The organism is Altericroceibacterium xinjiangense, from assembly GCF_003958635.1.
Taxonomy (GTDB): domain Bacteria; phylum Pseudomonadota; class Alphaproteobacteria; order Sphingomonadales; family Sphingomonadaceae; genus Altericroceibacterium_A; species Altericroceibacterium_A xinjiangense.
This window is the reverse complement of the sequence record NZ_RSEK01000006.1, coordinates 194851-219850: the sequence shown is the minus strand read 5'-3', so window position 1 is coordinate 219850 and position 25000 is coordinate 194851. Positions and strand designations below refer to the sequence as shown.

The 25000-nt window shown below is 64.8% G+C and carries 20 protein-coding genes; 14 read left to right on the top strand and 6 right to left on the bottom strand.

Annotated features, from left to right (window positions below; translation table 11 throughout):
* The first annotated feature begins 228 nt into the window (after positions 1 to 228).
* The 13 genes from ELY13_RS09305 to ELY13_RS15355 all read left to right on the top strand — a co-directional run bounded on the left by ELY13_RS09305 (position 229) and on the right by ELY13_RS15355 (position 17258).
* Positions 229 to 2301, top strand: coding sequence for a glycoside hydrolase family 3 protein (locus ELY13_RS09305; protein WP_241233618.1), 2073 nt, complete (start codon positions 229 to 231; stop codon positions 2299 to 2301).
* A gap of 270 nt (positions 2302 to 2571) precedes the next feature.
* Positions 2572 to 3564 carry a LacI family DNA-binding transcriptional regulator gene (locus ELY13_RS09300; RefSeq protein ID WP_164549757.1) on the top strand — a complete coding sequence of 331 codons (993 nt, stop codon included), beginning with the start codon at positions 2572 to 2574 and terminating at the stop codon, positions 3562 to 3564.
* A 362-nt stretch (positions 3565 to 3926) separates the two neighbouring features.
* Positions 3927 to 4478, top strand: a complete 552-nt coding sequence (locus ELY13_RS09295) for a biliverdin-producing heme oxygenase (RefSeq protein ID WP_164549756.1) — start codon at positions 3927 to 3929, stop codon at positions 4476 to 4478.
* Complete coding sequence (locus ELY13_RS09290; RefSeq protein WP_126173628.1) at positions 4475 to 6751, top strand: ATP-binding protein; 2277 nt, start codon at positions 4475 to 4477, stop codon at positions 6749 to 6751. Before ELY13_RS09295 ends, ELY13_RS09290 begins: the two co-directional genes overlap by 4 nt.
* The gene (locus tag ELY13_RS09285) at positions 6720 to 7184 is read left to right on the top strand and encodes a response regulator (protein ID WP_126173627.1); all 465 of its coding nucleotides are present in this window, start codon (positions 6720 to 6722) and stop codon (positions 7182 to 7184) included. The genes ELY13_RS09290 and ELY13_RS09285 overlap by 32 nt, the downstream gene beginning before the upstream one ends.
* Entirely contained in the window at positions 7184 to 10177 is a 2994-nt protein-coding gene (locus ELY13_RS09280; protein WP_126173626.1) for a response regulator, read from the top strand. Before ELY13_RS09285 ends, ELY13_RS09280 begins: the two co-directional genes overlap by 1 nt.
* A 126-nt stretch (positions 10178 to 10303) precedes the next feature.
* The gene (locus tag ELY13_RS09275) at positions 10304 to 11017 is read left to right on the top strand and encodes a PepSY-associated TM helix domain-containing protein (protein WP_338142325.1); all 714 of its coding nucleotides are present in this window, start codon (positions 10304 to 10306) and stop codon (positions 11015 to 11017) included.
* Between the two features lie 17 nt (positions 11018 to 11034).
* Positions 11035 to 11547, top strand: coding sequence for a DUF2271 domain-containing protein (locus tag ELY13_RS09270; protein WP_126173625.1), 513 nt, complete (start codon positions 11035 to 11037; stop codon positions 11545 to 11547).
* Positions 11548 to 11565: 18 nt separating this feature from the next.
* Positions 11566 to 12375 (top strand): DUF4198 domain-containing protein, encoded by an 810-nt coding sequence (locus ELY13_RS09265; RefSeq protein ID WP_126173624.1) that lies wholly within the window; start codon positions 11566 to 11568, stop codon positions 12373 to 12375.
* Positions 12376 to 12407: 32 nt separating this feature from the next.
* Positions 12408 to 13382 (top strand): FAD:protein FMN transferase, encoded by a 975-nt coding sequence (locus tag ELY13_RS09260; protein WP_241233617.1) that lies wholly within the window; start codon positions 12408 to 12410, stop codon positions 13380 to 13382.
* Between the two features lie 12 nt (positions 13383 to 13394).
* Positions 13395 to 14078 (top strand): Fe2+-dependent dioxygenase, encoded by a 684-nt coding sequence (locus tag ELY13_RS09255; RefSeq protein ID WP_126173623.1) that lies wholly within the window; start codon positions 13395 to 13397, stop codon positions 14076 to 14078.
* A gap of 116 nt (positions 14079 to 14194) precedes the next feature.
* On the top strand, positions 14195 to 16399 hold the full coding sequence (locus tag ELY13_RS09250) for a TonB-dependent receptor (RefSeq protein WP_126173622.1): 2205 nt from the start codon (positions 14195 to 14197) through the stop codon (positions 16397 to 16399).
* A 70-nt stretch (positions 16400 to 16469) separates the two neighbouring features.
* Entirely contained in the window at positions 16470 to 17258 is a 789-nt protein-coding gene (locus tag ELY13_RS15355) for an energy transducer TonB (RefSeq protein WP_241233616.1), read from the top strand.
* Positions 17259 to 17268: 10 nt separating this feature from the next.
* Here the strand turns inward: ELY13_RS15355 and ELY13_RS09240 are convergent, their stop codons facing one another.
* From ELY13_RS09240 to ELY13_RS09220, 5 genes are all read right to left on the bottom strand, one after another.
* The gene (locus ELY13_RS09240) at positions 17269 to 17772 is read right to left on the bottom strand and encodes a DUF3237 domain-containing protein (protein WP_126173621.1); all 504 of its coding nucleotides are present in this window, start codon (positions 17770 to 17772) and stop codon (positions 17269 to 17271) included.
* Positions 17773 to 17774: 2 nt separating this feature from the next.
* Positions 17775 to 18272: a DUF3237 family protein gene (locus ELY13_RS09235; RefSeq protein ID WP_126173620.1), complete on the bottom strand. Its 498-nt coding sequence runs from the start codon at positions 18270 to 18272 to the stop codon at positions 17775 to 17777.
* A gap of 3 nt (positions 18273 to 18275) precedes the next feature.
* Entirely contained in the window at positions 18276 to 18683 is a 408-nt protein-coding gene (locus tag ELY13_RS09230; RefSeq protein WP_126173619.1) for a nuclear transport factor 2 family protein, read from the bottom strand.
* A 24-nt stretch (positions 18684 to 18707) separates the two neighbouring features.
* Positions 18708 to 20063, bottom strand: coding sequence for an MFS transporter (locus ELY13_RS09225; RefSeq protein WP_126173618.1), 1356 nt, complete (start codon positions 20061 to 20063; stop codon positions 18708 to 18710).
* Positions 20064 to 20139: 76 nt separating this feature from the next.
* Positions 20140 to 20652 (bottom strand): MarR family winged helix-turn-helix transcriptional regulator, encoded by a 513-nt coding sequence (locus ELY13_RS09220; protein WP_126173617.1) that lies wholly within the window; start codon positions 20650 to 20652, stop codon positions 20140 to 20142.
* A gap of 197 nt (positions 20653 to 20849) precedes the next feature.
* Between ELY13_RS09220 and ELY13_RS09215 the strand changes: the two genes are divergently transcribed.
* The gene (locus ELY13_RS09215) at positions 20850 to 23786 is read left to right on the top strand and encodes a TonB-dependent receptor domain-containing protein (protein ID WP_164549755.1); all 2937 of its coding nucleotides are present in this window, start codon (positions 20850 to 20852) and stop codon (positions 23784 to 23786) included.
* Positions 23787 to 23804: 18 nt separating this feature from the next.
* Here the strand turns inward: ELY13_RS09215 and ELY13_RS09210 are convergent, their stop codons facing one another.
* Complete coding sequence (locus ELY13_RS09210; protein ID WP_126173615.1) at positions 23805 to 24977, bottom strand: BaiN/RdsA family NAD(P)/FAD-dependent oxidoreductase; 1173 nt, start codon at positions 24975 to 24977, stop codon at positions 23805 to 23807.
* Positions 24978 to 25000: the final 23 nt, after the last annotated feature.

Sequence of the window (25000 nt, the reverse complement as noted above, 5' to 3'; positions counted from 1 at the left end):
CCCGCGGCTCGCCATCCGCAGGCCGTCGACAGCTCGACCAGCCACATCGGATTTCGCTGCGTGGTGCGGGAGACGGCGGGATCGCAGGGCAGGTAGGTCTCAGAATGGCCGATTTCTCAGTTGACTGGCGGTCTCGGTTGGGAGCGCAGCGGCAGTGTGGATTGACAGCGCTGCCACTTCTGGTCTTTGCCTGCACGCGGGAGCCGAGCGTTAGCGCCGACAGGATCGATGACCCTGCACGACGATGGATCAGCCGGAAAAACCGGCCCGGGCATGATTTCCCGGTACAATGAAGTGGAGAGGCACGTGGTGCGTTCGATGATGAAGAGCCTTGCGGCAGGTGCCGCGCTGCTGGCGCTGGGCGCTTGTGCGCAGGGTGCGGAGCCAGCGATTGGGGCGGGGCCGCTCGCGCCGCAGCCGGAGCTTGGCGCGCGCGCAAAGCCGCTGGTTTCAGCGGACGGCCTGCGCTTCCGCGACCTCAATCGCGACGGAGTGCTGAACCCATACGAGGACTGGCGCCTGTCAGCGGAGCAGCGTGCCGGGGATCTCGTGACCCACATGACTGTGGCTGAGAAAGTCGGCACGCTGATGCATTCGACCCTGCCGGGCGCCGGCGGCGTTCTCGGGCGGGCGGACGGTTATGACCTCGAAGCCCTCGGAGACCTCGTGCGCGACAAGCACGTCACCAGCTTCATTACCCGGCTGACGCTGGCCCCCGCCGACCTTGCCGAGCAGAACAACGCGGTGCAGGAACTGGCGGAAACCAGCCGCCTAGGCATTCCGCTGACGATCAGCACCGATCCGCGCAGCCACTTCCAGTATGTCCTGGGAGCGGCGGAAAGCGGCACCGGCACCACGCAGTGGCCGGAACTGCTCGGTTTCGCGGCCCTGCGCGATCCGGAGCTTGTCCGGCGCTTCGGCGACATCGCGCGCAAGGAATATCGCGCGGTTGGCATTCACATGGCGCTGTCTCCTCAACTCGATCTCGCAACCGAGCCTCGCTGGGGACGCACCAGCGGCACCTTCGGCAGCGATGCAGCCCTGACCAGCGTGCTGGGCGGGGCCTATGTCGCAGGGCTTCAGGGCGGCGCGGACGGCCTGGAGGAGAACGGCGTCGCAACCGTGATCAAGCACTGGGTCGGCTACGGAGCGGAGCCGGAAGGATTCGATGCGCACAATTACTACGGCCGCTTCGCGCGCCCCGGCAGCGCGCTCGGGATGCACGTTGCTGCGTTCGAAGGCGCGCTGGAAGCAGAGGCCGCCGGGCTGATGCCGGCTTATCCCATCCTCGCCGGCGCGACCCTGGAAGGGGAGCCGATCGAGGAAGTCAGCCCCGGTTTCAGCCGCCAGCTCCTGACCGACGTCCTGCGCAAGCGGCTCGGCTACGAAGGGATCGTCCTGTCCGACTGGGCAATAACTCGCGACTGCAATGAGCGTTGCCGCGCGCCGACAGCCGAAGCGCCGCAGCGACCGCAGGATATCTCGACGGCCTGGGGCGTGGAGAACCTGACCGTGCGGGAACGCTACGTGAAGGGGCTTCAGGCCGGGCTCGACCAGTTCGGCGGGGTCGATGAAGTCGCTCCGCTGATCGCCGCCGTGGACGAGGGCGAGATCACGGAGAGCCGCCTCGACGAATCCGTTCGCCGCGTATTGCTTCCCAAGTTCCAGCTTGGCTTGTTCGAAAACCCTTACGTCGATCCGCAGCGCGCCAGCGCGGTGATCGCCACGCCGGAAGATCTCGCGCTGGCGGCGCAAGTTCAGCGGGAAGCGCAAGTCCTGTTGCAGGACAGCGGCGGCACGCTGCCATTCGGGCCGGGCAGGAAGGTGTGGCTGTTCGGAATGGCGCCTGAAGCCGCACAAGCGGCAGGGCTGGCCGTGGTCGATGATCCGGCGCAAGCCGACTTCGCCATCGTGCGGGCGGAAACCGCGTCCGAGATGCTGCACCCGAACCACTTCTTCGGCAGCCGCTACAAGGAAGGCAGGCTCGACTTCCGCGACGGCGATCCGGCTTACGAGGCGTTGAAGCAGGCGAGCGCGCATGTTCCGACCGCGCTGGCGATCTTCCTTGATCGGCCCGCGATCCTGACCGGCGTACAGGACAAGGCGGCGGTGATCCTGGGTAACTTCGGGGCCAGCGATGCAGCGGTGCTCGACGTGCTGCTTGGCAAGGCTGCCGCGCGCGGCACCCTGCCGTTCGAACTGCCCCGCTCGATGGAGGCGGTCGAGCGGCAGGATCCCGGATTGCCCGACGACAGCGTCGATCCGCTTTACCCGCGCGGCGCGGGCATCGTGAGCAGGTAGTCAGGCGGAGCCATCGTCCAGCTTCCGGCTTTCCACCCGCACTGCCGCTGAAAGCTTCGGTTGCGGCTAGCAACGGGCGCAGCGGTTCGGGAAGATCCCCGCTGCCAGCACTGGCGGCGCGGTCATGCCGCCTGGCCGTTGCGGGTAATCCTTCGAAACCTCTTTGTCGGGCAGGATTTCTGCCGCTATCCGCAGCTTTGCTGGACGCTGTACGGCCAGTCTTGCGAAGGGAAGTATCGAATGCACGACTCCGTGCGCCCACGAGTTACGATGGCGGATGTTGCCGAGCGCGCCGGAGTTTCGCTCAAGACCGTTTCGCGCGTGGTGAACGGCGAGGCGCACGTTTCGGAACGATTGCGCAAGAGCGTGCAGGAAGCCGTCCAGGCGCTCGGCTTCGTGCCGGATGTCGCTGCCCGGTCGCTGGCAGGCGCGCGTTCCTTCACGGTGGGGGTCCTGTTCGATAATCCGTCCCCTAACTACACCATGAAAGTTCAGGCCGGCGCCTACCAGGCATGCCGCGACGCCGGCTATCATCTGAGGATCGACGAAATCAATTCGCAGGTGCCGGATGAAGACCTCGCCGCCCAGCTTCTTGCAGTCCTGCAGAAGGGGCGATGCGATGGGTTCGTGCTGACTCCCCCGTTGGCCGACGATGCGCGTGTGCTGGACGTGCTGGAACGGGAGGGGAGGACGTATGTCCGGATCGCCCCCGTATTCGATCCCGCCCGGTCGAGCACGGTCGAGACGGACGATTTTGCAGCCGCGGGCGAAGTCGCGCGCCTGTTCCACCGGTTGGGGCACAGGCGCATCGCGCTTGTCAACGGCCCGGAAAACCACGGGCGTGCAGCCCACCGTCGGGAGGGGTTTCTCCAGACGATGCGCTCGCTCGTCCCTGAGTCCGTCATCTGGGAAGATAGCGGCGACTTCACGTTCTACAGCGGCATGATGGCCGGCAAGCGCCTGCTCGGCAGCTACGCGCCGCCGCTCGCGGTCTTCGCTGCCAACGACGACATGGCGGCGGGCGTGATGAACGCTGCGCAGCAGATGGGCTACCGAGTTCCGCAGGATGTTTCGGTCTGCGGCTTTGACGACGGGATTATCGCGACGACCGTGTGGCCTTACCTGACGACCATCCATCAGCCGATCGCGGAGCTTGCGTCCAGCGCGGTGAAGATGCTGATCGAAGGTGTCGGCGGGAAGCGGGTAACGGCACGGATCGGCTCCCATCTCGTTGAACGGGACTCGGTGCAGGCGCCCGGATAAAAAAAGCCCGGCTCATTGAGCCGGGCTTGGAAGTTTTGGGAGAGGATGCCTGAAAGGCCCGTTCTATTTGCCTGCTAGCCACCGGCCACTCAATCGCCAAAAATGCACGTTCTGTTGCGCTTTTTGCAATGCAGGACGATGCGGGACTTGCAAGCGGCCTCGCAACAATGCCTTGCAGCCGGCAGAGAGCCGCCAGTTCCGGCTGCGGGTGGCGCAGGGCGCACCCAGTCGTTAAGGGCCATACGCAGAGATACGTGTTCGAGGATTATGTGGCCGCGGTAAGCAGACTTGGCAGAGAAGCGGCACTTGAGGTTCTGCCACGCGGAGCGTCTGGCGCACGGGCCCTCCGCACAGTCTTGCGGATGCGCACCGAGGCAGCACACCAGCGGCTGCACGAACTGGAGGCGGCGCGCAGAATTCTGGACGGGACGGTGACCCTTTCCCAGTACCGTGGACTTCTCCTGGGCTTTCTCCGATTCCACCACCTGGCGCGCCCGATCTTGGAAACCGGCCACCGTGAACTTGCGGCGGCGGGCTTCCGCTTCGCCCTGCGCGATCCGTTGCCACGGATCGAAGCGGACCTTGCGGCTACGGGCAACCTTGTCTCCCGATCCGGGTTGCCGCCACTGCAAGCCCGCTCTCCGGCCGAGGCAGTCGGGTGGGTCTGGGCGATCGAAGGCTCCGCACTGGGTGGGCAGGTCCTTCATCGCGCTCTCGACAGCCTTTTCGGCGACGCGCCGGATGGCCGGACGTACTTCCAGGCCGATGGAGAGCGCGGGCGCTGGAAGCGCTTCTGCGACGCCCTTGAAGACTACGGCAGCCGCGACGCCAACTCCGAAGCTGTTGTCAGCGGGGCGACAGCCGCGTTCGACTGCATCGAGCAATGCCTGACGACAGGGAGCGGCAACGCATGAGTTCCCGCGCACCCACTCAGACGGCAGAAGACCGGCTGGACCTCGATGCCTGCGCGCGAGAGCCGATCCACATTCCAGGGGCGATCCAGCCCGACGGTCTGCTCTTCGTCATCGAGCCGGAAAATCGGACCGTCGTGCAGCGCGCGATCAGCGATATCCGCATCCTGCGCGAACACGACGATCCGCTCGGCGAGCGGGTCGACGCGGTGCTCGGCGGCAGCTTGCGTTCGCTTTCCGGCGAGCTTGACGACAATCTGAAGGCGCCCACTTACCTTGGTGTCGTAACGATTCAGTCAGGCGGTTCGCCGGTGCCGTACCATGCCACAGCGCACGGGGCAGACGGCATGATCGTGCTGGAACTGGAAGAGGCCGGAGCCGAAGAGCCGGGGTCGGTCGAGGCGATTTATCCCGTGATCCGAGGTTTCTTCGGAGAACTCGAGCGCTCTGGCGATGTCATCGCTCTTTGCGAACTCGCCGCCAGGGAAGTGCGCCGCCTCACTGGCTGGGACCGCGTACTGGTCTACCGCTTCGATCGCGACTGGAACGGCACTGTCATTGCGGAGGACGGGAACGACGTCCTGCCGTCCTATCTCGACTTGCGGTTCCCCGCCTCGGACATTCCCGCCCAGGCGCGGGATCTCTATCGCCGGAATAGGCTGCGGCTGATTTCCAGCGCGGATTACGACCCGGTGCCGATCGAGCCCGTTCTGAACCCGCTGACCGGGCGCCCGATCGATCTCAGCCTTGCGGCGCTCCGCAGCGTCGCGCCGGTGCACCTGCAGTACATGCGCAACATGGGGACCGGCGCCTCCATGTCGATTTCCCTGCTGCGGGATGGACAGCTCTGGGGGCTGATTTCGTGTCACAACCGCGATCCCCTTCGCGTTCCCTATCATGTGCGCACGGCCTGCGATTTCATCGGCCAGATCCTGTCGCTCCAGATCGATGCGAAGGAGCATGCCACCCGGGCCGAGCTGCGCGTCGCCCGTCGTTCGATCCAGGCGCGGCTCCTGACGCGGATGTCTGCCGCGGACGACTTTCTTTCCGAACTCACCGCCGATGCCGAAGAACTTGTGGCGTTGACAGACTCGGCGGGAGCGGCGGTGCTCCACGCGGGCCAATGCCTGCTTATCGGCAGCACGCCTCCGCGGGAACAGGTCCTGAAGCTGGCGGCAATGCTGGGCGCTTCGGGCCGTCCCGATGAATTCCACACCGACAGCCTTGCAGCCGTCATGCCTTGGGCGGAAACAATCAAGGACACGGCCAGCGGGGTGCTGGCGGTTTCGATTTCGCAGCTCCACGATTCCTACATCATCTGGTTCAGGCCGGAAGTGATCCAGACCGTGCAATGGGGCGGCGATCCGAACAAGCCGACTGCCCCCAACCTCAGCCCCCGGACTTCGTTCGACGCGTGGAAACAGACGGTGCGACTGCGTTCGGCGTCGTGGAGGGGGATCGACGTGGAAGCGGCGATGGAGCTTCGGGCGGCGATCGTCGATATCGTGCTGCGCAGTGCCGAGGAGATGGCCGACCTCAACCAGCAGCTGATCCGCAGCAACAAGGAACTGGAGGCTTTCTCCTATTCCGTCAGCCATGACCTGCGGGCGCCGTTCCGACACATCATCGGCTACGCCGAGCTGCTGACCGCATCCGCGAGCGAAAAACTGGATGAGCAGGAGCGGCGCTACGCTGCGACGATCATGGAATCGGCCCGCTCCGCCGGCACGCTGGTGGACAGTCTGCTCAGTTTTTCCCAGATGGGCCGCGCTACCGTCAACCGGATACCCGTCGAGTTGAACCGGCTGGTGAGCGAGGCAAAGCAGCAGCTGGAGATGGAGCAGCAAGGGCGCCGCGTGGAGTGGACCATCGCGCCCCTGCCGACGGTCGATGCGGATCCGATCATGCTCCGCCTGGTTTTCCAGAACCTGTTTTCCAACGCGCTCAAGTTCACGAGAGACCGCGACACCGCCCGGATCGAGGTGGGGTGTGAGCGGCAGGGTCATGAATATGTCTTCTTCGTTCGCGACAACGGCTGCGGCTTCGATATGGCTTATGCGGGCAAGCTCTTCGGTGTATTCCAGAGGCTTCACCATGCCGACGAGTTCGAAGGCACCGGGATCGGGCTGGCCAACGTGCGCCGTATCCTTGAGCGGCATGAGGGCCGAACTTGGGCCGAGGGCGTTTTGGGGGAGGGCGCAACCATTTATTTCACGCTGCCGGTCAGGCAAGGAGAAGCAAATCATGGCGGATCTGAAACCGATACTGCTGGTTGAAGACAGCGCCCAGGATGCCGAGCTGACGCTGGCCGCCCTGAAGAAATGCCAGTTGTGCAACGACGTCGTCCTCGTCCGCGACGGGTCGGAGGCGCTGGATTACCTCCATTGCCGGGGAGCGTACGCCGGGCGCGAAAAAGTCTTGCCCGCCGTGGTTCTGCTGGACCTGAAGATGCCGAAAATCGATGGGCTCGAGGTGCTGGAACGGATTCGCGCCGATGCAACGCTCCGTCACACGCCGGTCGTGATGCTGACGTCCTCCCGCGAGGAACGGGACCTGCTTCGAAGCTATGAGCTCGGCGTCAATTCGTTCGTGGTGAAGCCGGTCGACTTCAAGGAGTTCTTCGACGCAATCCGGGAGCTAGGGATGTTCTGGGCCGTCCTGAACGAGCCGCCGCCCGCCAGCACGGGACAGCGGGACGAGTCTGCCTGATGGATGCGCTTGTCGGCCTGGGAGAGGTGCGGGACCTCCGCGTGCTGTTGCTGGAAGACAGCCGCCTCGACGCCGACCTGATCGAAGCGCAGCTCCACCAAGCTGGGCTTTCGCCCAGCATTGAGCGGGTCTGGACTCGCGAGCATTTCGAGGAGGCGCTGGAGCGGAAGGATTTCGACGTGATCCTGGCCGATCACGTCCTGCCTCGGTTCGATGGCGATGCGGCCCTGGAACTCGCCGCCGTACGTGCGCCCGAAATCCCGTTCATCTTCGTTTCCGGCACGCTGGACGAGGAGCTGGCGGTTCAGGCGATGAAGTGCGGTGCCACCGACTTCGTCGTGAAGCAGCGGCTGCACCGGCTGGCGGACGTCGTCAAGCGCGCCATGGGCGAGCTTCGGGAAAGGACGGAGCGCCGGCGGGCCGAGGAGGAGCTGCGCCGCGCCAACCAGCGGCTCGATGCGATACTCGACAATACCCAGATGGCGGTGTTCCTGTTGAACGACCGTCAGCGCTGCATCTACGCCAACGCTGCGGCAGAGCAACTGACGGGGTACCGACAGGGCGAGCTTCAAGGGCGCCCGCTGCAGGACATCGTCCAGCGCCCGTCCGCCGACGCCGGGCTCGAATTCCCGATGGCACGCGCGTTCCTGGAAGGGTCCCGAGTCGAGGGTGAGGCGGTTTTCCTTCACAGGGACGGACACGCCTATCCGGTGGCGTTCGCGGCCAGTCCGCTGCGCGAGCAGGACGGCAAGCCAGCCGGAACGGTCGTCGAAGCGCGCAATATCGCGGACGAAAAGGCGCGCGACGCGGCCTTGCGCATAAGCGAGGATCGCCTCCGGCTTGCGACCGAGGCTGCGGATATCGGTACCTGGGACCTGAACCCGCTGACCCGCGAACGCCGGTGGGACACCCGATGCAAGGAGCTGTTCGGTCTCAAGCCTACCTCCGAAGTCTCGTTCGACACGTTCCTGGCCGGCATCCATCCGGACGATCGCGTGGCGACCGAAGCGGCCGTCCAGCGCGCGCTGTCCCCCCACGGTCCAGGGGAGTACCAGGTCGAGTATCGCACGATCGGACTCGAGGACGGGGTGGAGCGCTGGGTCGCGGCAATTGGGCGGGCTTTTTTCGAAGGCGAGGGCGACGATCAGCGGGCGGCGCGGTTCATCGGCACCATGATCGACATTTCGGAGCCAAAGCGCATCGAACAGGCGTTGCGCGAGGAAGGGCGGCGGCTGGAAACGCTGAACCGGACGGGCGCGGCGCTCGCTGGTGAGCTCGATCTCGAACGGCTGGTGCAGATGGTGACCGACGCCGGCGTGGAACTGACCGGGGCCAGCTTCGGTGCATTCTTCTACAGCGTGCCGGATGAGGAAGGGGAGAGCTTCATGCTTCATGCCCTTTCCGGCGTCACATCGTCCGAATTCGATGTCGGCATGCCGCACGCAACGGCTTTGTTGCATCCGACCTTTGCGGGCGATGGACCGGTTCGCTCAGCCGACATCACGAATGATCCGCGCTACGGGCGGACCGCTCCGCATTTCGGCATGCCTAAGGGGCACTTGCCGGTCCGCAGCTATCTGGCGGTGCCGGTGAAGGGGCGGTTGGGTGAAGTCATGGGCGGCTTGTTCTTTGGGCACCGGGAACCCGGTCAGTTCAGCGAACGGCATGAGCAGCTGATGACGGGCATTGCCGCCCAGGCCGCGATTGCACTGGATAACGCGCACCTTTTCGAAACGGCGCAGCGCGAACTTGCTGAACGCACCCGGATCGAGACTGCGGTACGCGATCTGAACGAGACGCTGGAACAGCGCGTGGCGGAGGAAGTCGCCCGCCGATCCGAGATGGAAGACGCGCTGCGGCAGGCGCAGAAGATGGAAACGCTAGGCCAGCTTACCGGCGGGGTCGCGCACGATTTCAACAACCTGCTTCAGGTGGTGATCGGCAATCTCGATCTGCTTCGGCGGAAACTGCCCGAAGATGCGGAGCGGCTGAAACGCGCGGCCGACAACGCAATGAACGGTGCGGAACGGGCGGCGGTCCTGACCCAGCGCCTGCTCGCGTTCTCCCGGCGGCAGCCGCTTGCGCCGGAGACGATCAGCGCCAACGACCTCGTGACCGGGATGTCGGAACTGCTGTTCCACTCTCTGGGCGAAACCATCGAGTATGAAACCGTTCTCGCGCCGGATCTGTGGCAGATCGAAGCCGATCCGAACCAGCTTGAAAACGCGCTCCTCAATCTGGCGGTGAACGCCCGCGATGCCACGCCGGAAGGCGGCAAGCTGACGATCGAGACGGCCAACGCCCGCCTGGATGACGAGCAGGCGGGCGCCCCACCGGGGGAATATGTCGCCATATCCGTGTCGGATACCGGCAGCGGCATGGATCCGGAGATGTTGAACAGGGTGTTCGAGCCGTTCTTCACCACAAAGGAAGTGGGAAAGGGCACCGGTCTGGGTCTGTCGATGGTGTACGGCTTCGTCCAGCAGTCCGGCGGCCATGTGAGAATCGACTCCGAGCCCGGCGAAGGCACGACGGTGCGGATCTACCTGCCCCGTTACGAGGGCGAGGGTGCCGCAAGGACTGAGCGCCGCGAGGTTCCGGTGCCGGAGCGTGCGCAGGAGGAGACGATCCTGGTCTGTGAGGATGACCAGGACGTGCGCGCCTACTCCGTCGAAATCCTGCGCGAGCTCGGGTACCGAGTGCTCGAGGCGCACGATGGCCCCTCCGCCCTGCACCTGCTGGACGGGAGCGAGGAGCAAGTGGACTTGTTGTTCACGGATATCGTGTTGCCGAGCGGGATGACCGGCGCTGTGCTGGCGGATCGGGCGCGGCATGTGCGGCCCGATCTGAAGGTGCTGTTCACGACTGGATACGCGCGGAACGCGATCATGCGGCGCAACCGGCTCGATCCGGGCGTCGAGTTGATCGCCAAGCCGTTTGCCTATGCCGATCTCGCCGCGAGAGTCCGGCATCTGCTGGACGGACCGAAGTAGACCGTCTCATTGGGCGGCCGGCTTCGGGTGCATCCCTGGCGCTTCTGATCGGTTCAAGCGGGATTCAGGCGCCAAGGTCTCTGTGTCGGTGGAACTTCGCTATTGCGCATCATTCGCATCTGCGCAATGAGCGGGCGGGGAGGAACTCCGGTCACCATCATGAAGTCCCAGTTCAACGAAATCCGCGCGACCGACGTGCCCCGGCAGGAACGAATCCGGCAGAAGCGCGGCATTCCAGCGTTCTGGAAGCGCCAGTTCCACACCTGGCACTGGATGAGCAGCGCGATCTGTCTTGTCGGGATGCTGCTTTTCGCGATTACCGGGATCACCTTGAATCATGCCGCCTCGATCGAGAGCGAGGCCGTCATCACCTCCGAAGAGCGAACTCTCCCGGCTGCCAGCCTTGAACAGCTTCGCCAGTTTCCGGCGGATGCGGAAACTGGCACGGCGCTTCCCGCGGAGTTGTCCGACTGGCTTTCGGACGAGTTGGGCATCGATGCGACCGGCCGGGCTTCCGAGTGGAGCGAGCAGGAGTTGTACGTTCCTCTGCCGCGTGCCGGGGGCGATGGCTGGGTCTCGATCGACCGCGAGACCGGCGAGGTTCTGTACGAAGACACGGACCGCGGCTGGATCGCCTATCTCAATGACCTGCACAAGGGCCGGGACACCGGAGTCGCATGGAGCTGGTTCATCGACATTTTCGCCGCGGCGACGATCGTGTTCAGCCTGACCGGCTTCCTCCTCCTGCAGATTCATGCGGGCCGGCGCCCTTCCACCTGGCCGATCGTCGGGGCGGGGGTGATCATTCCGCTCTTCCTCCTGATTTTCCTGGTGCACTGAACGCGAAAGGACGCTTCATGCAGAAAACCCTGCTCTTTGCCGCCACTGGCCTGATTGCCACCCCCGCAGCCGCTGGTGAAATGCAGCTCAACGTCGAAATCCCGCGGCTGCGCGTGTCGGAATACCACAATCCCTACGTCGCCCTCTGGATCGAAGACGGGAGCGGCAAGGTCGTTTCCAACTTGGGCGCTTGGTACGACGTCGACCTGAAGGGCGAGGACGGCAGCAAGTGGCTGTCGGACCTGCGCACATGGTGGCGCCGCTCCGGCCGGTCGCTCAAGATGCCGGTGAACGGCGTCAGCGCGCCGACCAAGGCGCCGGGCCAGCATCCCCTCCGCTTTACCGAAGGGTCGCGCCAGCTGAAGAAGCTCGCCCCCGGGTCCTACAAGCTGCAGGTCGAAGCCGTGCGCGAAGTCGGTGGGCGTGAGCTCGTGACCATTCCCTTCCAGTGGCCCCCGCGCGGAACGCAAACCGCCAGCGCCAGCGGATCCAAGGAACTCGGCGATATTCGCCTGACCATCAAACCCTGACCAAACGGGAGACGTTTCATGTTTGCCAAGCCCAGCCTTATCGCCATCGGCCTTGCGGTCGGCCTCGCCGCCGTCCTGCCCGGGAAGGCCGAAGCCCACCGCCGCTGGCTGCTGCCCTCCGCCACCGTGCTTTCGGGAGATAGCGCGACGGTCAGCGTCGATGCCGCGGCGTCCAACGAATTGTTCAGCTTCGATCACCGGCCCATGCCGCTGAACGATCTTCAGGTCATCGGTCCCGACGGACAGCCACTTCAGCCAAAGATCATCGGTTCGGGCGAGCATCGCAGCGTGTTCGACGTTTCGCTTCAGCAGCCGGGGACCTACCGCCTGGCTATCGTCAACGGCGGAATGATGGGGTTCTATGAACTGAACGGGGAACCGCGCCGCTGGCGAGGTACCCGGGCGCAGCTGAACCAGATCCCGCCTGAAGCGACCAATGTCCGGGTGTCGGAAAACAACGGCCGGACCGAGACGTTCGTGACGCTGGGCGCCCCCACCGAAACCGCGCTTCGGCCGAGCGGCAGCGGGCTGGAGATGATCCCCGTCACTCACCCGAACGATCTGGTGGCCGGCGAACCGGCCCAGATGCGCTTTGTCATCGATGGACAGCCCGCTGCGGGGCTGGAGGTCGAGTTCGTCGAAGGCGGCACGCGCTACCGGGATGAGGCGGGAATCCAGACGCTCACCACCGCAGCCGATGGCACCGTCACGCTGACGGCGCCGGAGGCGGGGATGTACTACATCGAAGCGTCCCATGCCGAAGAGGGCCCGTCCGACATCGGACGGCGCGCGTCCTACACTGCCGTGCTGGAATTCCTGCCGCTTTGATCGGCGGAACGCCCCATCCGGATGGGGCGGAAGTGGCCGAGCTGCTGCTTCCGCCCGATCTATTGCCCGACGCAGTCCGCCCGCTTTCCAACGGGCGGACTGTGCGCATGGGCGGATCGACGATGGGAACGGATTGGTCGCTGAGCGCGGTGATCGAGCCGCAGACCGGCGAGAGGCACGTCCGTTCCATCCTGGAAGGCGTGTTCGCCCGCGTTATCGCGCAGATGAGCCAGTGGGACCCGGACTCGGAGCTTAGCCGCTTCAACGGGGCGGAACCGGGCACTCGTCACGCTGTGTCGCCGCAGTTTCGGATCGTGCTGGATTGCGCGCTGCAAATTGCGGAGGCGAGCGAAGGGGCCTTCGATCCGACGCTTGGGCACCTGAGCGAGGCCTGGGGCTTCGGCGTCGCCCCGGCACCTGCGGCTGTGCCCGCTGCTGCCAGTTCGGCAAATGCGGGCTGGCGGCGGATCGAATGGGACCATGGGGACGCGGTCCTGATCCAGCCGGGCGGATTGCAGCTCGACTTGTCCGGGATCGCCAAGGGGTTCGCGGTCGACATGGGCGTGGCGGCGCTGGAGCGGATCGGGATTGGCCATGCGCTGCTGGAGATCGGCGGCGAATTGCGCGGCATCGGCGTACAGGCGGATGGATTGCCGTGGTGGGTGGACGTGGAAGCACCGCCCGGTCTGGAAACCGCTTCGGCCCGGATCGGACTCTGCGGCTGGTCCGTGGCCACATCGGGCAATTTTCACCGCCGCCGCGAAGCGGAAGGGCGCAGTTGGTCCCACACGCTCGATCCACGAACCGGCGTTCCGCTGGGCGATACGGTCCTGTCCGCTACCGTCCTGCATCCGGGCTGCATGCAAGCGGATGCGCTGGCGACGGCCATCATGGTGCTCGGGCCCGAGCGAGGCATGGGCTTTGCTTCCCGTCACGGCATCCCCGCGCGTCTTGCGATGCAAAGCGGAACGACGACCAGCCCTGCCTGGCAGCGCTGGCTGAATTAAGGACGACTTGGAATGATGCTCAGGATCGAAGGCGTGCTGGATGCCGTTGGCGTGCGCACGCTGCGCGATATCATCGATGCGGGCCCGTGGATCGACGGGAATGAGACCTCCGGACACCAGTCCCGCCTGACGAAGCGCAACCGTCAACTGAAGCAGGGCTGCGATGAAGCGGCGCGGGCGGGGCGCCTGGTGCTCGATGCGCTGGGGCAGACGCCGGATTTCATCGCGGCTGCGCTGCCGCTGAAGGTGTTCCCGCCGCTGTTCAACCGGTACCGGGGAGGGGAGGAATTCGGCGCCCATGTCGATAACAGCATCCGCCAGCTGGCGGGGTCCGAGTTTCGCATTCGCAGCGACCTGTCCTGCACGCTGTTTCTGGAACCCCCGGAAGCCTACGAAGGCGGGGAGCTCATCGTCGAGGACTTGTTTGGCGAACATTCGGTGAAGCTCGCCGCTGGGGACATGGTCCTGTATCCCGCGTCCAGCCTGCACCGGGTGACGCCCGTCACCCACGGCGCGCGCACTGCTTGCTTCTTCTGGTTGCAAAGCATGGTGCGCGATCATGGAAAGCGTGAGGAACTCTATCGTCTGGACCGCAGCATCCGCACGCTGAGCATGGAACGCGGGGCTGGCGATGCGGTCGTGATGGAGCTGACCAACCTTTATCACAACCTGATGCGGCGCTGGGCTGATGCCTGAAGGACACAGCACCAGGAAGGACCTGCGCCCTTCTTGCAAATAGTTCGCATTAGAGTTGACTTGTTGCGAGCCAATCGCGATTAGGCCCCCAAACCGGTAAACGGAAAGGGAGGCACATGAGGAAATTGGATAAGTCTGGCGCGAGCCGTGCTGCTGCGGGAAGCTTCGTAGCACTGGGTTGCGTCGGCTTTCTCGCCAGCGCGCCCGCGATGGCCCAAAGCACGACCGAGCCGACGCGGCTCGAAGGCGTCACCGTGACGGACACGGCGGTGGACGAGGATTATCGGGTAGAGGAACTCTCCTCCCCCAAGTACACCGCGCCGGTGCTCAACACGCCTCGGATCATCAACGTGATCACCGAGGAAGTGCTTGAGGACACCGCCGCCTTCTCCCTGGAAGAAGCCTTCCGTGCCGTCCCGGGCATCACGCTGGGCGCGGGCGAGGGTGGGACTGCGAGCGCCGACATTCCGCTGATCCGCGGCGTTGATGCGACGGGTGACGTTTTCGTCGATGGCGTCCGCGATGTCGGCTCCCAGTCGCGCGAAGTCTTCGCTCTGGAGTCGATCGAAATTTCCAAGGGGCCGAACAGCATTCTGGGCGGCCGCGGATCGGCTGCCGGTGCGATCAACCTCGTCACCAAAGTCGCGCGTCAGGGCAATTTTGCGACTGCCCAGCTTACCGCAGGCACCTCCGACCTGCTCCGCGGCACTGCGGACGTGAACCGGCAGCTAAGCGATAGCCTCGCCGTGCGGTTCGTCGGCATGATCCACGATTCCGAAGTGCCGGGTCGCGACTATGTCTACAGCGACCGCTGGGGCGTGGCGCCGTCGATCACCTTCGGTGCGGGCGGCCCGGCCACTGCGTCGCTGGACTACTACCACCTCGAAACCGACGCGCTGCCCGATTACGGCATTCCGCTGACGTCGCCGTTTCAGCTTGATCCGGAGGTCAGGGACCTGCGGCGCCCGGCGGATGTCGATTACGACAACTTCTACGGTCTCGTTGCCCGCGACTTCCAGGAAACCAACACCGATGCCGTGACGCTGCGCCTCAGGACGGAGCTTGGACGAGGGTTCGCCCTCTCGAACACGACCCGGTACAGCTGGAACACCAACAATTACATCGTCACCAACCCTGACGACAGTGCCGGAAACGTCGCCGACGGTCTTGTCTGGCGGAACGTGAAAAGCCGGAATTCCGAGTTCGAAGGCGTCGTCAGCAACACCAATCTTGCGGGGGATTTCGCTACCGGCATGCTGCGGCACAGCGTCGCGCTCGGGTTCGAATACAGCGACTCTGAAAACTTCAACCGCAACTACAGCGTCGACACAGGCGGCAGGACCTGCACGCCAGCCCAGCTTGCGAGCTTCAACTGCACCGATCTTCTTGCGCCCAATCCGACTGATCCGTGGACTGGCTCAATCACCCCCAGCGCCGTGCCAGCCATCGCGACCGCCGAGGAGTACAGCCTCTACTTGTTCGACACGGTCACCGTCACGCCGCAGCTGCTGCTGAACGGCGGCATCCGCTGGACGGATTTCTCCGCCACCGGCTCGGGCATATCCCGGGGAGACAGCTACGACGTAGCGAACGGCGGGGATTTCTGGTCGTGGCAAGGCGGCGTCATCTACAAGCCGACACCGGACGCAAGCCTGTACGCTTCCTACGCGGATTCGAACACCCCGCCGGGTACTACCGTCGGCGAAGGATCGGAGAACATCGGGGACAACAATGACTTGTATGAGCCGCAGAAAACCGAAAACTGGGAAGTTGGCGGCAAGGTGGAGCTGTATGAGGGCGCGATGCTGTTCTCGATGGCGGCGTTCCGCGTGGATCGGAACAATATCCTGGAAAGACTACCCGGCACGGACGCGGCGTCGAACGTCTTCGCTGCCGCCCGGCTGCAAGGTGTTGAGCTGAGTGCCTCTGGCCGTCTCGGGCCGGTGACGATGCTGGTCGGCTACACGTACGTGAACAGCGAACTGCGCGATCGATCCGTCAATCAGGGCAACTTCCTGCCGAACACGCCGGAGCACAACCTCGCTGCGACGATCGACTGGCAGGCTACGCCCCGGTTCAGCATTGGCGGCGGCGCCTACGGGGCATCTGAGCGCTACGCCGATGCGGCGAACCTGATCCGGGCCGATGGGTACGTGCGGTTCGATGCGCATGCGCAGTACGAACTGAACGACCGCTTCGGCCTGCGGGTGAACGTCAACAACCTGACCGATGAGCGGTACATCGCGAAGCTGCGCTATCCGCACTTCGCCGTGCCCGCCGCTGGCCGCCAGGCGCTGGCCACGCTCATCGCCCGCTACTGAAGCGGCGGCCAAGGCCCGGCTTCGGGTTGGAAATGAATTTGACTGGAAGTGCCGATTAACGGAGAAGATGATGAGTGTAATGCAACTCAATATCGCCGCCGCCGAACCGCACTTTCCGCCGCCCGAAGCCGTGGCGGTCATTGCTCCTCCTCCCGTCGACAGGCGGGGGGAGGAAGCGGTGTCGCGATCCTATGAACACGGCCGCCCCCGGTGGGCCGTGCTCACCGTTATTCTCGCGCTTCATGCCATCGGCATCGGGACGCTGCTGACCCTTCGCTTCGAAGGCGAGGTTCGGCAGCAGCTGGAAAGCGTGGCCACTTTCGAGATTACCGAGCCGCCCGCGCCGCCGATGCCTGAACCGGACATTCCGCCGTCTGTCGAGCCAGTGGCAGACGTGGCGCCTATCCCGCCCGCGCCGCAGCCGGTCGTTGCCCCCGCGCCGGAGATCCAGCTGGTCACGCGCGCTCCGCAAATCACGGTCGCTCCCGTCGCCTTGCCGGTGGAGACGGTGGCACTCGCCCTCCCGGTCGCGGCGGCACCGCAGCAGGCTGCCCCTGCACCGGCACCGCCTGCCCCGATCACTCCGCCCGACTTCAAGGCGAGCCAGCTGAACAATCCGGGGCCGTCCTACCCCTATCTCTCCCGCAAGGGGCGGGAAGAAGGCGTGGTGGTGCTTCGCGTACTGGTCAGCGTCGATGGCCGGGCGGTGAAGCTGGAAATGGACAACTCCAGCGGGCATGATCGACTGGACAAAGCCGCGCTCGAAACCGTCCGCAAGTGGCGCTTCGTGCCGGCAAAACAAGCCGGCAAGCCCCGGGAGGCCTGGGTGCTGGTGCCGGTGACCTTCTCTCTCGGCTAGGACGGTTCCCCTAGCGAACGGCGTAATACGTGAAGATCGAGTGGTCGGGATCGGATCGCCGCTCCCCAGCGCCGACGAACAGCGTCCGGCCAAGCCATTCCTGCGGCCCGGCCGGAACGATGAACGTGGGCGTGAAGCGGAAGTACGCCGGTTGCGGCGTTCCGTTGACGATCTTTGCCTCGCCCTTTGACGCGGGGACCAGATAGCCGTTGTTGTTGATGTAGATCTTCGTCCCGTCGTCCGCCTCAAGCAGGTAGTGCGACTTGATGACGATCGTCCCGTCGCCGCGCACGTCGGCAAAGTCGGCCCCGCTGTCCGGCACCACGCGCCCGCTCAGCTTGGGGCCGTAGATTTCCCCGCCCGAACACGGCGTGTAGCCTTGGCTGCCGCCACCGGGGCGCGGCCCGAACACGCAGCGTTCGGGCCGGAAGAACACCCGCGTCTCGAACACGTATTCCAGCCGCGCGCTGACTTGGCCCCCATGGCTTGCATCGTCCATTGCCTTGTCCGTCATTTTCAAAGCACCGTGAAGTAGTGGATCCGATTGGCCCGCGGCACCTTTTCGGCAACGCCGACGAAGACGTGCTTGCCCAGCCAGTCATGCGGGCCTTCGGGCACGTCGAACTTGGGGCTCACGCGCATGTAGTATTCGTCCGCCTCGACCGGTTCGTTCCGCGCCATCCGCTCCATCGCGTCGCCTTCGGCCCAGCGATAGCCCCGGCTCTGGAGGTAGATTGGCGTTCCATCGTCAGCTTCGAGGAAATAGCGCGCATCGAAGTCGATCACCCCGTTCGGCCGCACGAGCGGGAAGTCGCCGCCGCTCATCGGAATGACGCGTCCCTTGATGCGCGGCCCCTCAAAGGTGCCTTGCGCGGCCCAGATCCCGGCGCGGGTGGTGCCCATGCTGGATGGCTCGATCCACACCGGCTTCGTCAAGTCGATGCTGACGGTGAACGCGAATTCGAAGCGCGGGGCGAAGGGGTGGGGGCTCGCCTGCCCGGTGTCCTGTTCCATGGCTCAGCCGTTCCCTTTGGCCGGCACGACCGGCAACGTGCGGTATCGAGCGCCGAGAATCTGCGCGATCTTTCCTTCGCGCAGATAGTAGAACCCGATGCTCTCGATGTTCAGCGTCTCGCCCTTCATCAGCGGCCCGGCAATGAAGTCGGGCCAGTCCTGAAGCGCGAGGAATTCGGTCCGCACGTGCACCGCCAGCGCATCCTCATCCACCGCGACGCGCAGGATCTCCAGCGTCTCGCGGACTTTCGACTTCACGTCGCGATAGAAGTCGAGGATGTTCTCGCGCCCGACGATCTGCTTCTTGTCGCCAAGATTGAAGACGACATCGTCGTGGTAATAGCGGCCGAACCCCTCGAAATCATTGGCGTTGAACCGCGCGACGTAGTCCTCGTAGTCGGTCCTGTTCATGTCCCCTCCCTGAAAGACCGCGGATCAGACCGCAGCGGGTTCCTTGGCCACTTCCATCGACGTTCTGGAGCCTGCGACCCCGAGGAACGAAATCAGCACCGCGACACAAAACGGCAGGAATGCGGCGAGCCCCAGCGTCAGCTGGAGCGAAAAGTTCTGCGCGATCGCGAAGCCGCCGTAGACCGGGGCGATGACGCCGCCGATGCGTCCGGCACCCCCGGCCCAGCCAAGGGCCGTGCTGCGCATGCGCGGCGGATATATCTGAGTGATCAGCGTGTTGAGCCCACCTTGCCCGCCGGTCTGGACGAAGTTCCAGGCGATCAGCACCGCGATGAACAGGGTGGATTCAAATGGTACCCAGGACATCGCCACCAGCGCAGCGGCGAGCGCGAGGTAGTACACCGGGATCACTCGCGTCGCGCTGAACCGGTCCATCAGGTATCCGATGGACAGCATCCCGGCGACGCCGCCGAGATAGGCGATCATGGCCGAAATGGCGAAACGCTGGATCGGAATGCCCTGCATTTCCTGAAAGAAGGTAGGCAGCCAGGAAGCGAGCAGCGCGATGTTGGTCATCGACAGGAGACAGGCGGCCCAAAGGATCGCGGTCATCCAGGCACGGCCGCCGGTGAAGATGTCGGTCAGCCTGGCCTTTTGCGGTCTTGCGCCGCTGGTGCCCAGGACGAACACCTCGTCTCCGGTCAATTGCACGGAAGCGTCCATTCGCCGGATCGTCTTGGCGATGGCCGGATCGCGCGGGTTTCTTTCCGCGCGGAACTTGATCGATTCGGGCACGAACAGCAGCAGCAGCGGAATGCACAGCAGCGGCACGATCCCGCCGATCCAGAAGCCGCTTTCCCACCCATAGCCATCGATCAGCCAGGCAGCGACGGCCCCGCTTGCGGCGCTGCCGCTGGAATAGCCGACCAGCGAGAGGGCAATGAAGGTCGACCGGCGCCGGTCCGGCGTCATCTCCGACACCAGCGCGAGCGCCATCGGCAGGCCTGCGGACATGAACAGCCCGGCCGCGCCGCGCATGATCGCAAGCTGGTTCAGGTTCTGGGCCTGGACGCTGAGAAGGGTAATCGTGCCGAAGAAGGCGCAGGACCAGATCAGCATCCTGCGGCGGCCGAAGCGGTCCGCCAGCGGCGAGACGAGGAAGGCGCCGGCGGCCAGCCCGATCTGCTGGCACACGAACAGGAAGGCCATCGCTTCGGGGGCTTCCCCGAAGTCGGCGGCGATCGCGGGGGCGATCTTCCCGACCATGAAGATGTCGAAGCCGTCGATGAATGCGACAAGCCCGCAGATCAGCAGGACAGCAACCTGGGTGCTGCCGATCCGCTGGCGATCGATGAACGCCTCGACGTCGAAACGCGTCATGAGCAGGTCCTCTCCGCCGCCCGGGCCATGCTTGCCTTCGGTTCCGGCGGACGCAACCTAGCAGGATGAATGTTGATTATTCAAGGACAGCCGTGTTCGCGTGCGATGAAACGGCTGGGCCATCTGGCTTGAGGTCGCGTTCGGCCACGACAGCTTCGGCGATGGATTCGAGGCTCCGGTTGATGTCGGCTCTTTTTTCCGGCCCCAGAAACCCGGTGATTGCGCCGAAGTATTCCCGTCGCTGGTCGCGGATCTGAAGGAACAGGGCGTGGCCCTTTTCCGTCGGACTGACCAGTTTCGCCTTCCGGCTTCTTTGCGCGAAATCGCGGGTCACCAGGCCGTCTGCGATCAGAGTCTTTACCGCCCGGCTGATTTCTGCCGGATCGATTTCCGCCGACTCGCCGATCATGCTGCCGGTCGCTGGCCCCTGGATGCAGACGAAGGCAAGGACACGCCACTGCGCCACCGAGATGCCGAATTCCGCCTGCAGCTTCCTCGAACTGACGCGCTCAACCATTTTCGCCAGGAACAGCAGGCGCTGCACAAGGTGATCTTCTTCGAAAGAATGCCAGATGCCGGGTAGGTTCATGGCCCGATCCGTTAAAGGTCCTGCGGTTCATTGACAACTCAATCGAGTTGATGGAACTTGTCCAGGATTGCCCCACTCCGGATGTGTTTCAGGAACCGTGGGCATACAGACAAGCGGCACCCCGCCCGTTTCCGACGGAACACTGCGGTGGGGGAAGACCGCAAGAGCGGATAAACCGCGATACAGGGGAGAGAAGCATGGGATCGATTCCCGATGTGCATGTGCGGCGGCTGTTCATGCGGTCAGGCACCAGTTTCCTGGCGCTGGCGCTCGCAGGGGCCATGGCTTCGGCCGCCCAGGCGCAAGCGGTTGTGGGGCCGGCGACGAACCCGGTGCCCGAAGATCCGTCTCCCTTGGTGAATGAGCGGGGAATCGACACGGCCGCGACCGGTGAGCCGATTGTCGTCACCGGCTCGCGCATCGCACGGTCGGGCTTCGATGCGCCGACCCCGCTGACACTGGTCGGGCAGGAGCAGATCGCACGCCAGGGCGCGAGCAATATTGCGCAGGTGCTGAACGACATCCCGGCCTTCCGCCCACAAGCGACCGCGGCGACCACCGCGATCTTCATGAACAACATCGGCGCCAGCAGCGCTGACTTGCGCGGGCTCGGGGCGAACCGCACGCTCGTGCTGATCGACGGGCGCAGGGTCGTGCCCGCGACCGTTTCCGGCAGCGGCTTCGCGCCGGCGAACACGGTCGATCTCAACATGATCCCGACTTCGCTTGTCGAACGCGTGGAAGTCGTCACCGGCGGTGCATCCGCCGCCTACGGTTCGGACGCTGTCGCAGGCGTCGTCAACCTGATCATCGATACCAATCTTGAGGGCATCCGCGGGCAGGTGCAGTACGGGCTGGCCGAGGAAGGCGATGACGAGGAACTCGTTCTCTCGCTGGCGGGGGGATCGGGGTTTGCCGACGGACGCGGCCGGTTCGTGATGGGCGTGGAACTGGTGGACGACAAGGGAACCGGCAATTGCTATTCGCGTGACTGGTGTGCGCTCAGCTACAACACCGTCAGCAATCCTGTTGTGAATCCCGCCCGGCCGGAACTGGGCCGCGTCTCGGCGGGAGACCCCGCCACCCTCATCCTGCCGAACACGCGGGTGGCCACAGCGACGTTCAACGGCCAGATTATCGGCGGTCCGCTGCGCGGGATCGAGTTCAACCCTGACGGGACGATCTTCCGCCACGATTACGGCACCTACTTCGGTGCGGGCATCTTCCAGAGCGGGGGCGGCGATCCCCAGCTCGCCTTCTATCAGTGGTACCCGATTTCCTCGCCAAGCCGCCGGGTGAACTCGTTCGCCCATGCCGAATACGATGTGTCGGACGCGCTGACAGTCTTTGCCGAAGGGTCTTACGGCCGGGTAGAAGCGAGCACGCTCGGCGCGCAGCGGCGCGACCTCGCGCCCCGGATTATTACCCGGGACAACGCCTTCCTTCCCACTGCCGTCGCGGCCGGGATGGACCAGTTCGGCCTTCCGGTCATCCCGGTCGCCCGCATCTGGAATGATATCGGGCCGCAGCGCGGGCAGGTGGAGCGGGCAACCTACCGCGGGGTGGTGGGTGCGAAAGGCGATGTCTGGCGCGACTGGACCTTCGATGCCTACTACCAGTTCGGCCGGACCGATTATTCGCAGCTCGGCTTCAACACTACCATCAATTCCCGGATGAACTTCGCGATCGACGCGGTGAGGGATCCTGTCACCGGCGCCCCTGTTTGCCGGGCGGTGCTCAACGGCAATCCCGCGGCCGCGGGATGCGAGCCGCTGAACATCTTTGGCGCAGGCAGCCCGTCGCAAGCTGCCATCGACTATGTCACCGGCACCGTAATGCAGACCACGGAGCTGACCCAGCACGTCGCGTCCGCAGCCGTGCAGGGCGAAGTGGTGGACTTGTGGGCCGGTCCACTGGCCGTCGCCACCGGCATCGAATACCGCAAGGACATCGCGGAAGGCACGGCCGACCCGATCTCCCGGGCGCTGGACTTCTACACCGGGCCCGGCTCTCCGATCGATGGTCAGGTAGAGGTGTGGGAGGGATTCGCCGAAGCGGTCCTGCCGCTCACCTCTACGGCGGAGCTGAACGGCGCGGTTCGCCTGACGGACTACAGCACCAGCGGTTCGGTCACGACCTGGAAGGTCGGCGCGGACTGGGCGCCGTTCGACTGGGTGCGCCTGCGGGCCACACGCTCCCGCGACATCCGTGCGCCCAATATCTTCGAGTTGTTCGGCCCGACGCAGACGTCTTTCCAGTCGATCCTCGATCCGCAGACGGGCGCGCAGGTCCTTTCGTCCGTGCTGCTCGCCGGGAATGCCGATCTCCAGGCGGAAGTCGCCGACACCTGGACCGCGGGCGTCGTGCTGCAGCCCCGCATCGGTCCCGGCGCGTTCCGCTTGTCGGTCGACTACTACGACATCGAGCTTGAAGGGGCGGTCTCCACCCTCGGCGCTCAGGTCATCGTGGATCGCTGTTTCGAAGGAGCCACGGACTTGTGTTCCTTCGTCGATCGCGATGCGAGCGGCACGATCAGCACGGTTCGCAACTACAACCTCAACCTCAACACGCTGATCACGCGGGGCTGGGACATAGAGGCCTATTATTCGCTGCCGCTGTCCAGCATCTGGAGCAATTCCGACGACAACGTTTCGCTGCGGGTCCTCAGCACGATTGTCGATGATCTGACCACCGTGGATTCGAGCGGAGTAGCGGTGGACCGGGCCAACATGGTCGGCTCCCCTGTATCGCAGCCTTCGGGCGTGCCGCGTTACATCATCAACGGCTACGTGACGTATTCGAGCGAGCCGTTCGAGGCGCAAGTGCAAGTCCGGCACATCTCCGGCGGACGCTACAACACCTCGCTGATCGGCCCCGATGAGGAAGGTTACGATCCGCTGCTGCCCAACAGCATCAACGACAACTCGGTCGGCGCATGGACATACGTGAACCTCAACGCGAGCTACGATCTGTGGAGGGATGCCGACCGCAGCCTTCAGCTTTACGGCGTGGTATCGAACTTGTTCGACAAGGATCCGCCGGTGAACATTCCGTCCAGCTTCGGCCCGACGAACAACGTGCTCTATGACGTGGTTGGCCGGACCTACAGGATTGGCGTCCGGGTGCGGTACTGAGGGGAAGGAAGGCTTGGGTCAGAGCGCCTGAGCCGCGGCCCAGCCGCTGGCCCAGGCCCACTGGAAATTGTACCCGCCCAGCCAGCCGGTCACATCGACGGCTTCGCCGATGGCATGGAGGCCGGGCACGCGTCTGGCCTCCATCGTCTTTGAGGACAATTCCGCCGTGCTGATCCCGCCAGCGGTGACTTCTGCCTTGGCGAAGCCTTCGCTGCCGTTGGGGCAAAAGCGCCAGTCGGAAAGCCTCTGTTCCGCGATCCGCAAGTCCGCATCCCGCAAGCCGGAGAGGGGCCCTGCAAGGCCGATCCGATCATCCAGCGTATCCGCCAGCCGATCGGGCAGCGCCGCGCGCAGCAATTGGCGCAGACTCGTGCGCGGCTCCACGCGCTTGCTCTCAAGCAGCCAGCCTTCGGAACGGTCCGGCAGGAAGTCGATCCCGATTTCCTCCCCATTGCGCCAATAGGAGGAAATCTGGAGGATCGCGGGACCGGACAAGCCGCGATGCGTGAACAAGGCGGCTTCGCGGAAGGCCGTCCGGCCGCAACGCGCGACCACGTCCGCGGCCACTCCGGAAAGGTCGCGGAACAGGACGTCCTCTCCGCCAAGCGTCAGCGGTACGAGGGCGGGCCTCGGCTCCACGACTTTCAGGCCGAATTTGCGGGCAAGGTCGTAAGCAAATCCTGTCGCGCCCATCTTCGGGATCGACGGGCCGCCGGTCGCGATCACCAGCGCGGGCGCAGTGGCGGAGCGGCCGGACGTTGACACTGCGAAGCTGCTTTCCGTTTTCGAAACGTCCGAAATCGCTTCCCCACAAGCGAGCGTGACGTCGCCCCGCGCGCATTCGTCCAGCAACATGTCCACGATCTGGCGGGCGGACCCATCGCAGAACAGCTGGCCCAGCGTCTTTTCGTGCCAGGCGATCCCGTGCCTTTCCACCAGCGCAAGAAAGTCCTGAGGCGTGTAGCGGCTGAGCGCCGACTTCGCGAAATGGGGGTTGGCGGAAAGGTATTTGTCCGGCGCGGTGTTGATGTTGGTGAAGTTGCACCGGCCGCCGCCCGAAATCAGGATCTTCTTGCCCGGCCGATCGGCCTGCTCAATCACCAGCACGCGGCGCCCCCGGCGGCCTGCCTCCGCGGCACACAGGAGGCCTGCGGCTCCGGCTCCAAGAATGATTGCGTCGTAGCGTTCCATGGTTCAGCGCTCAGGCCGCCCAT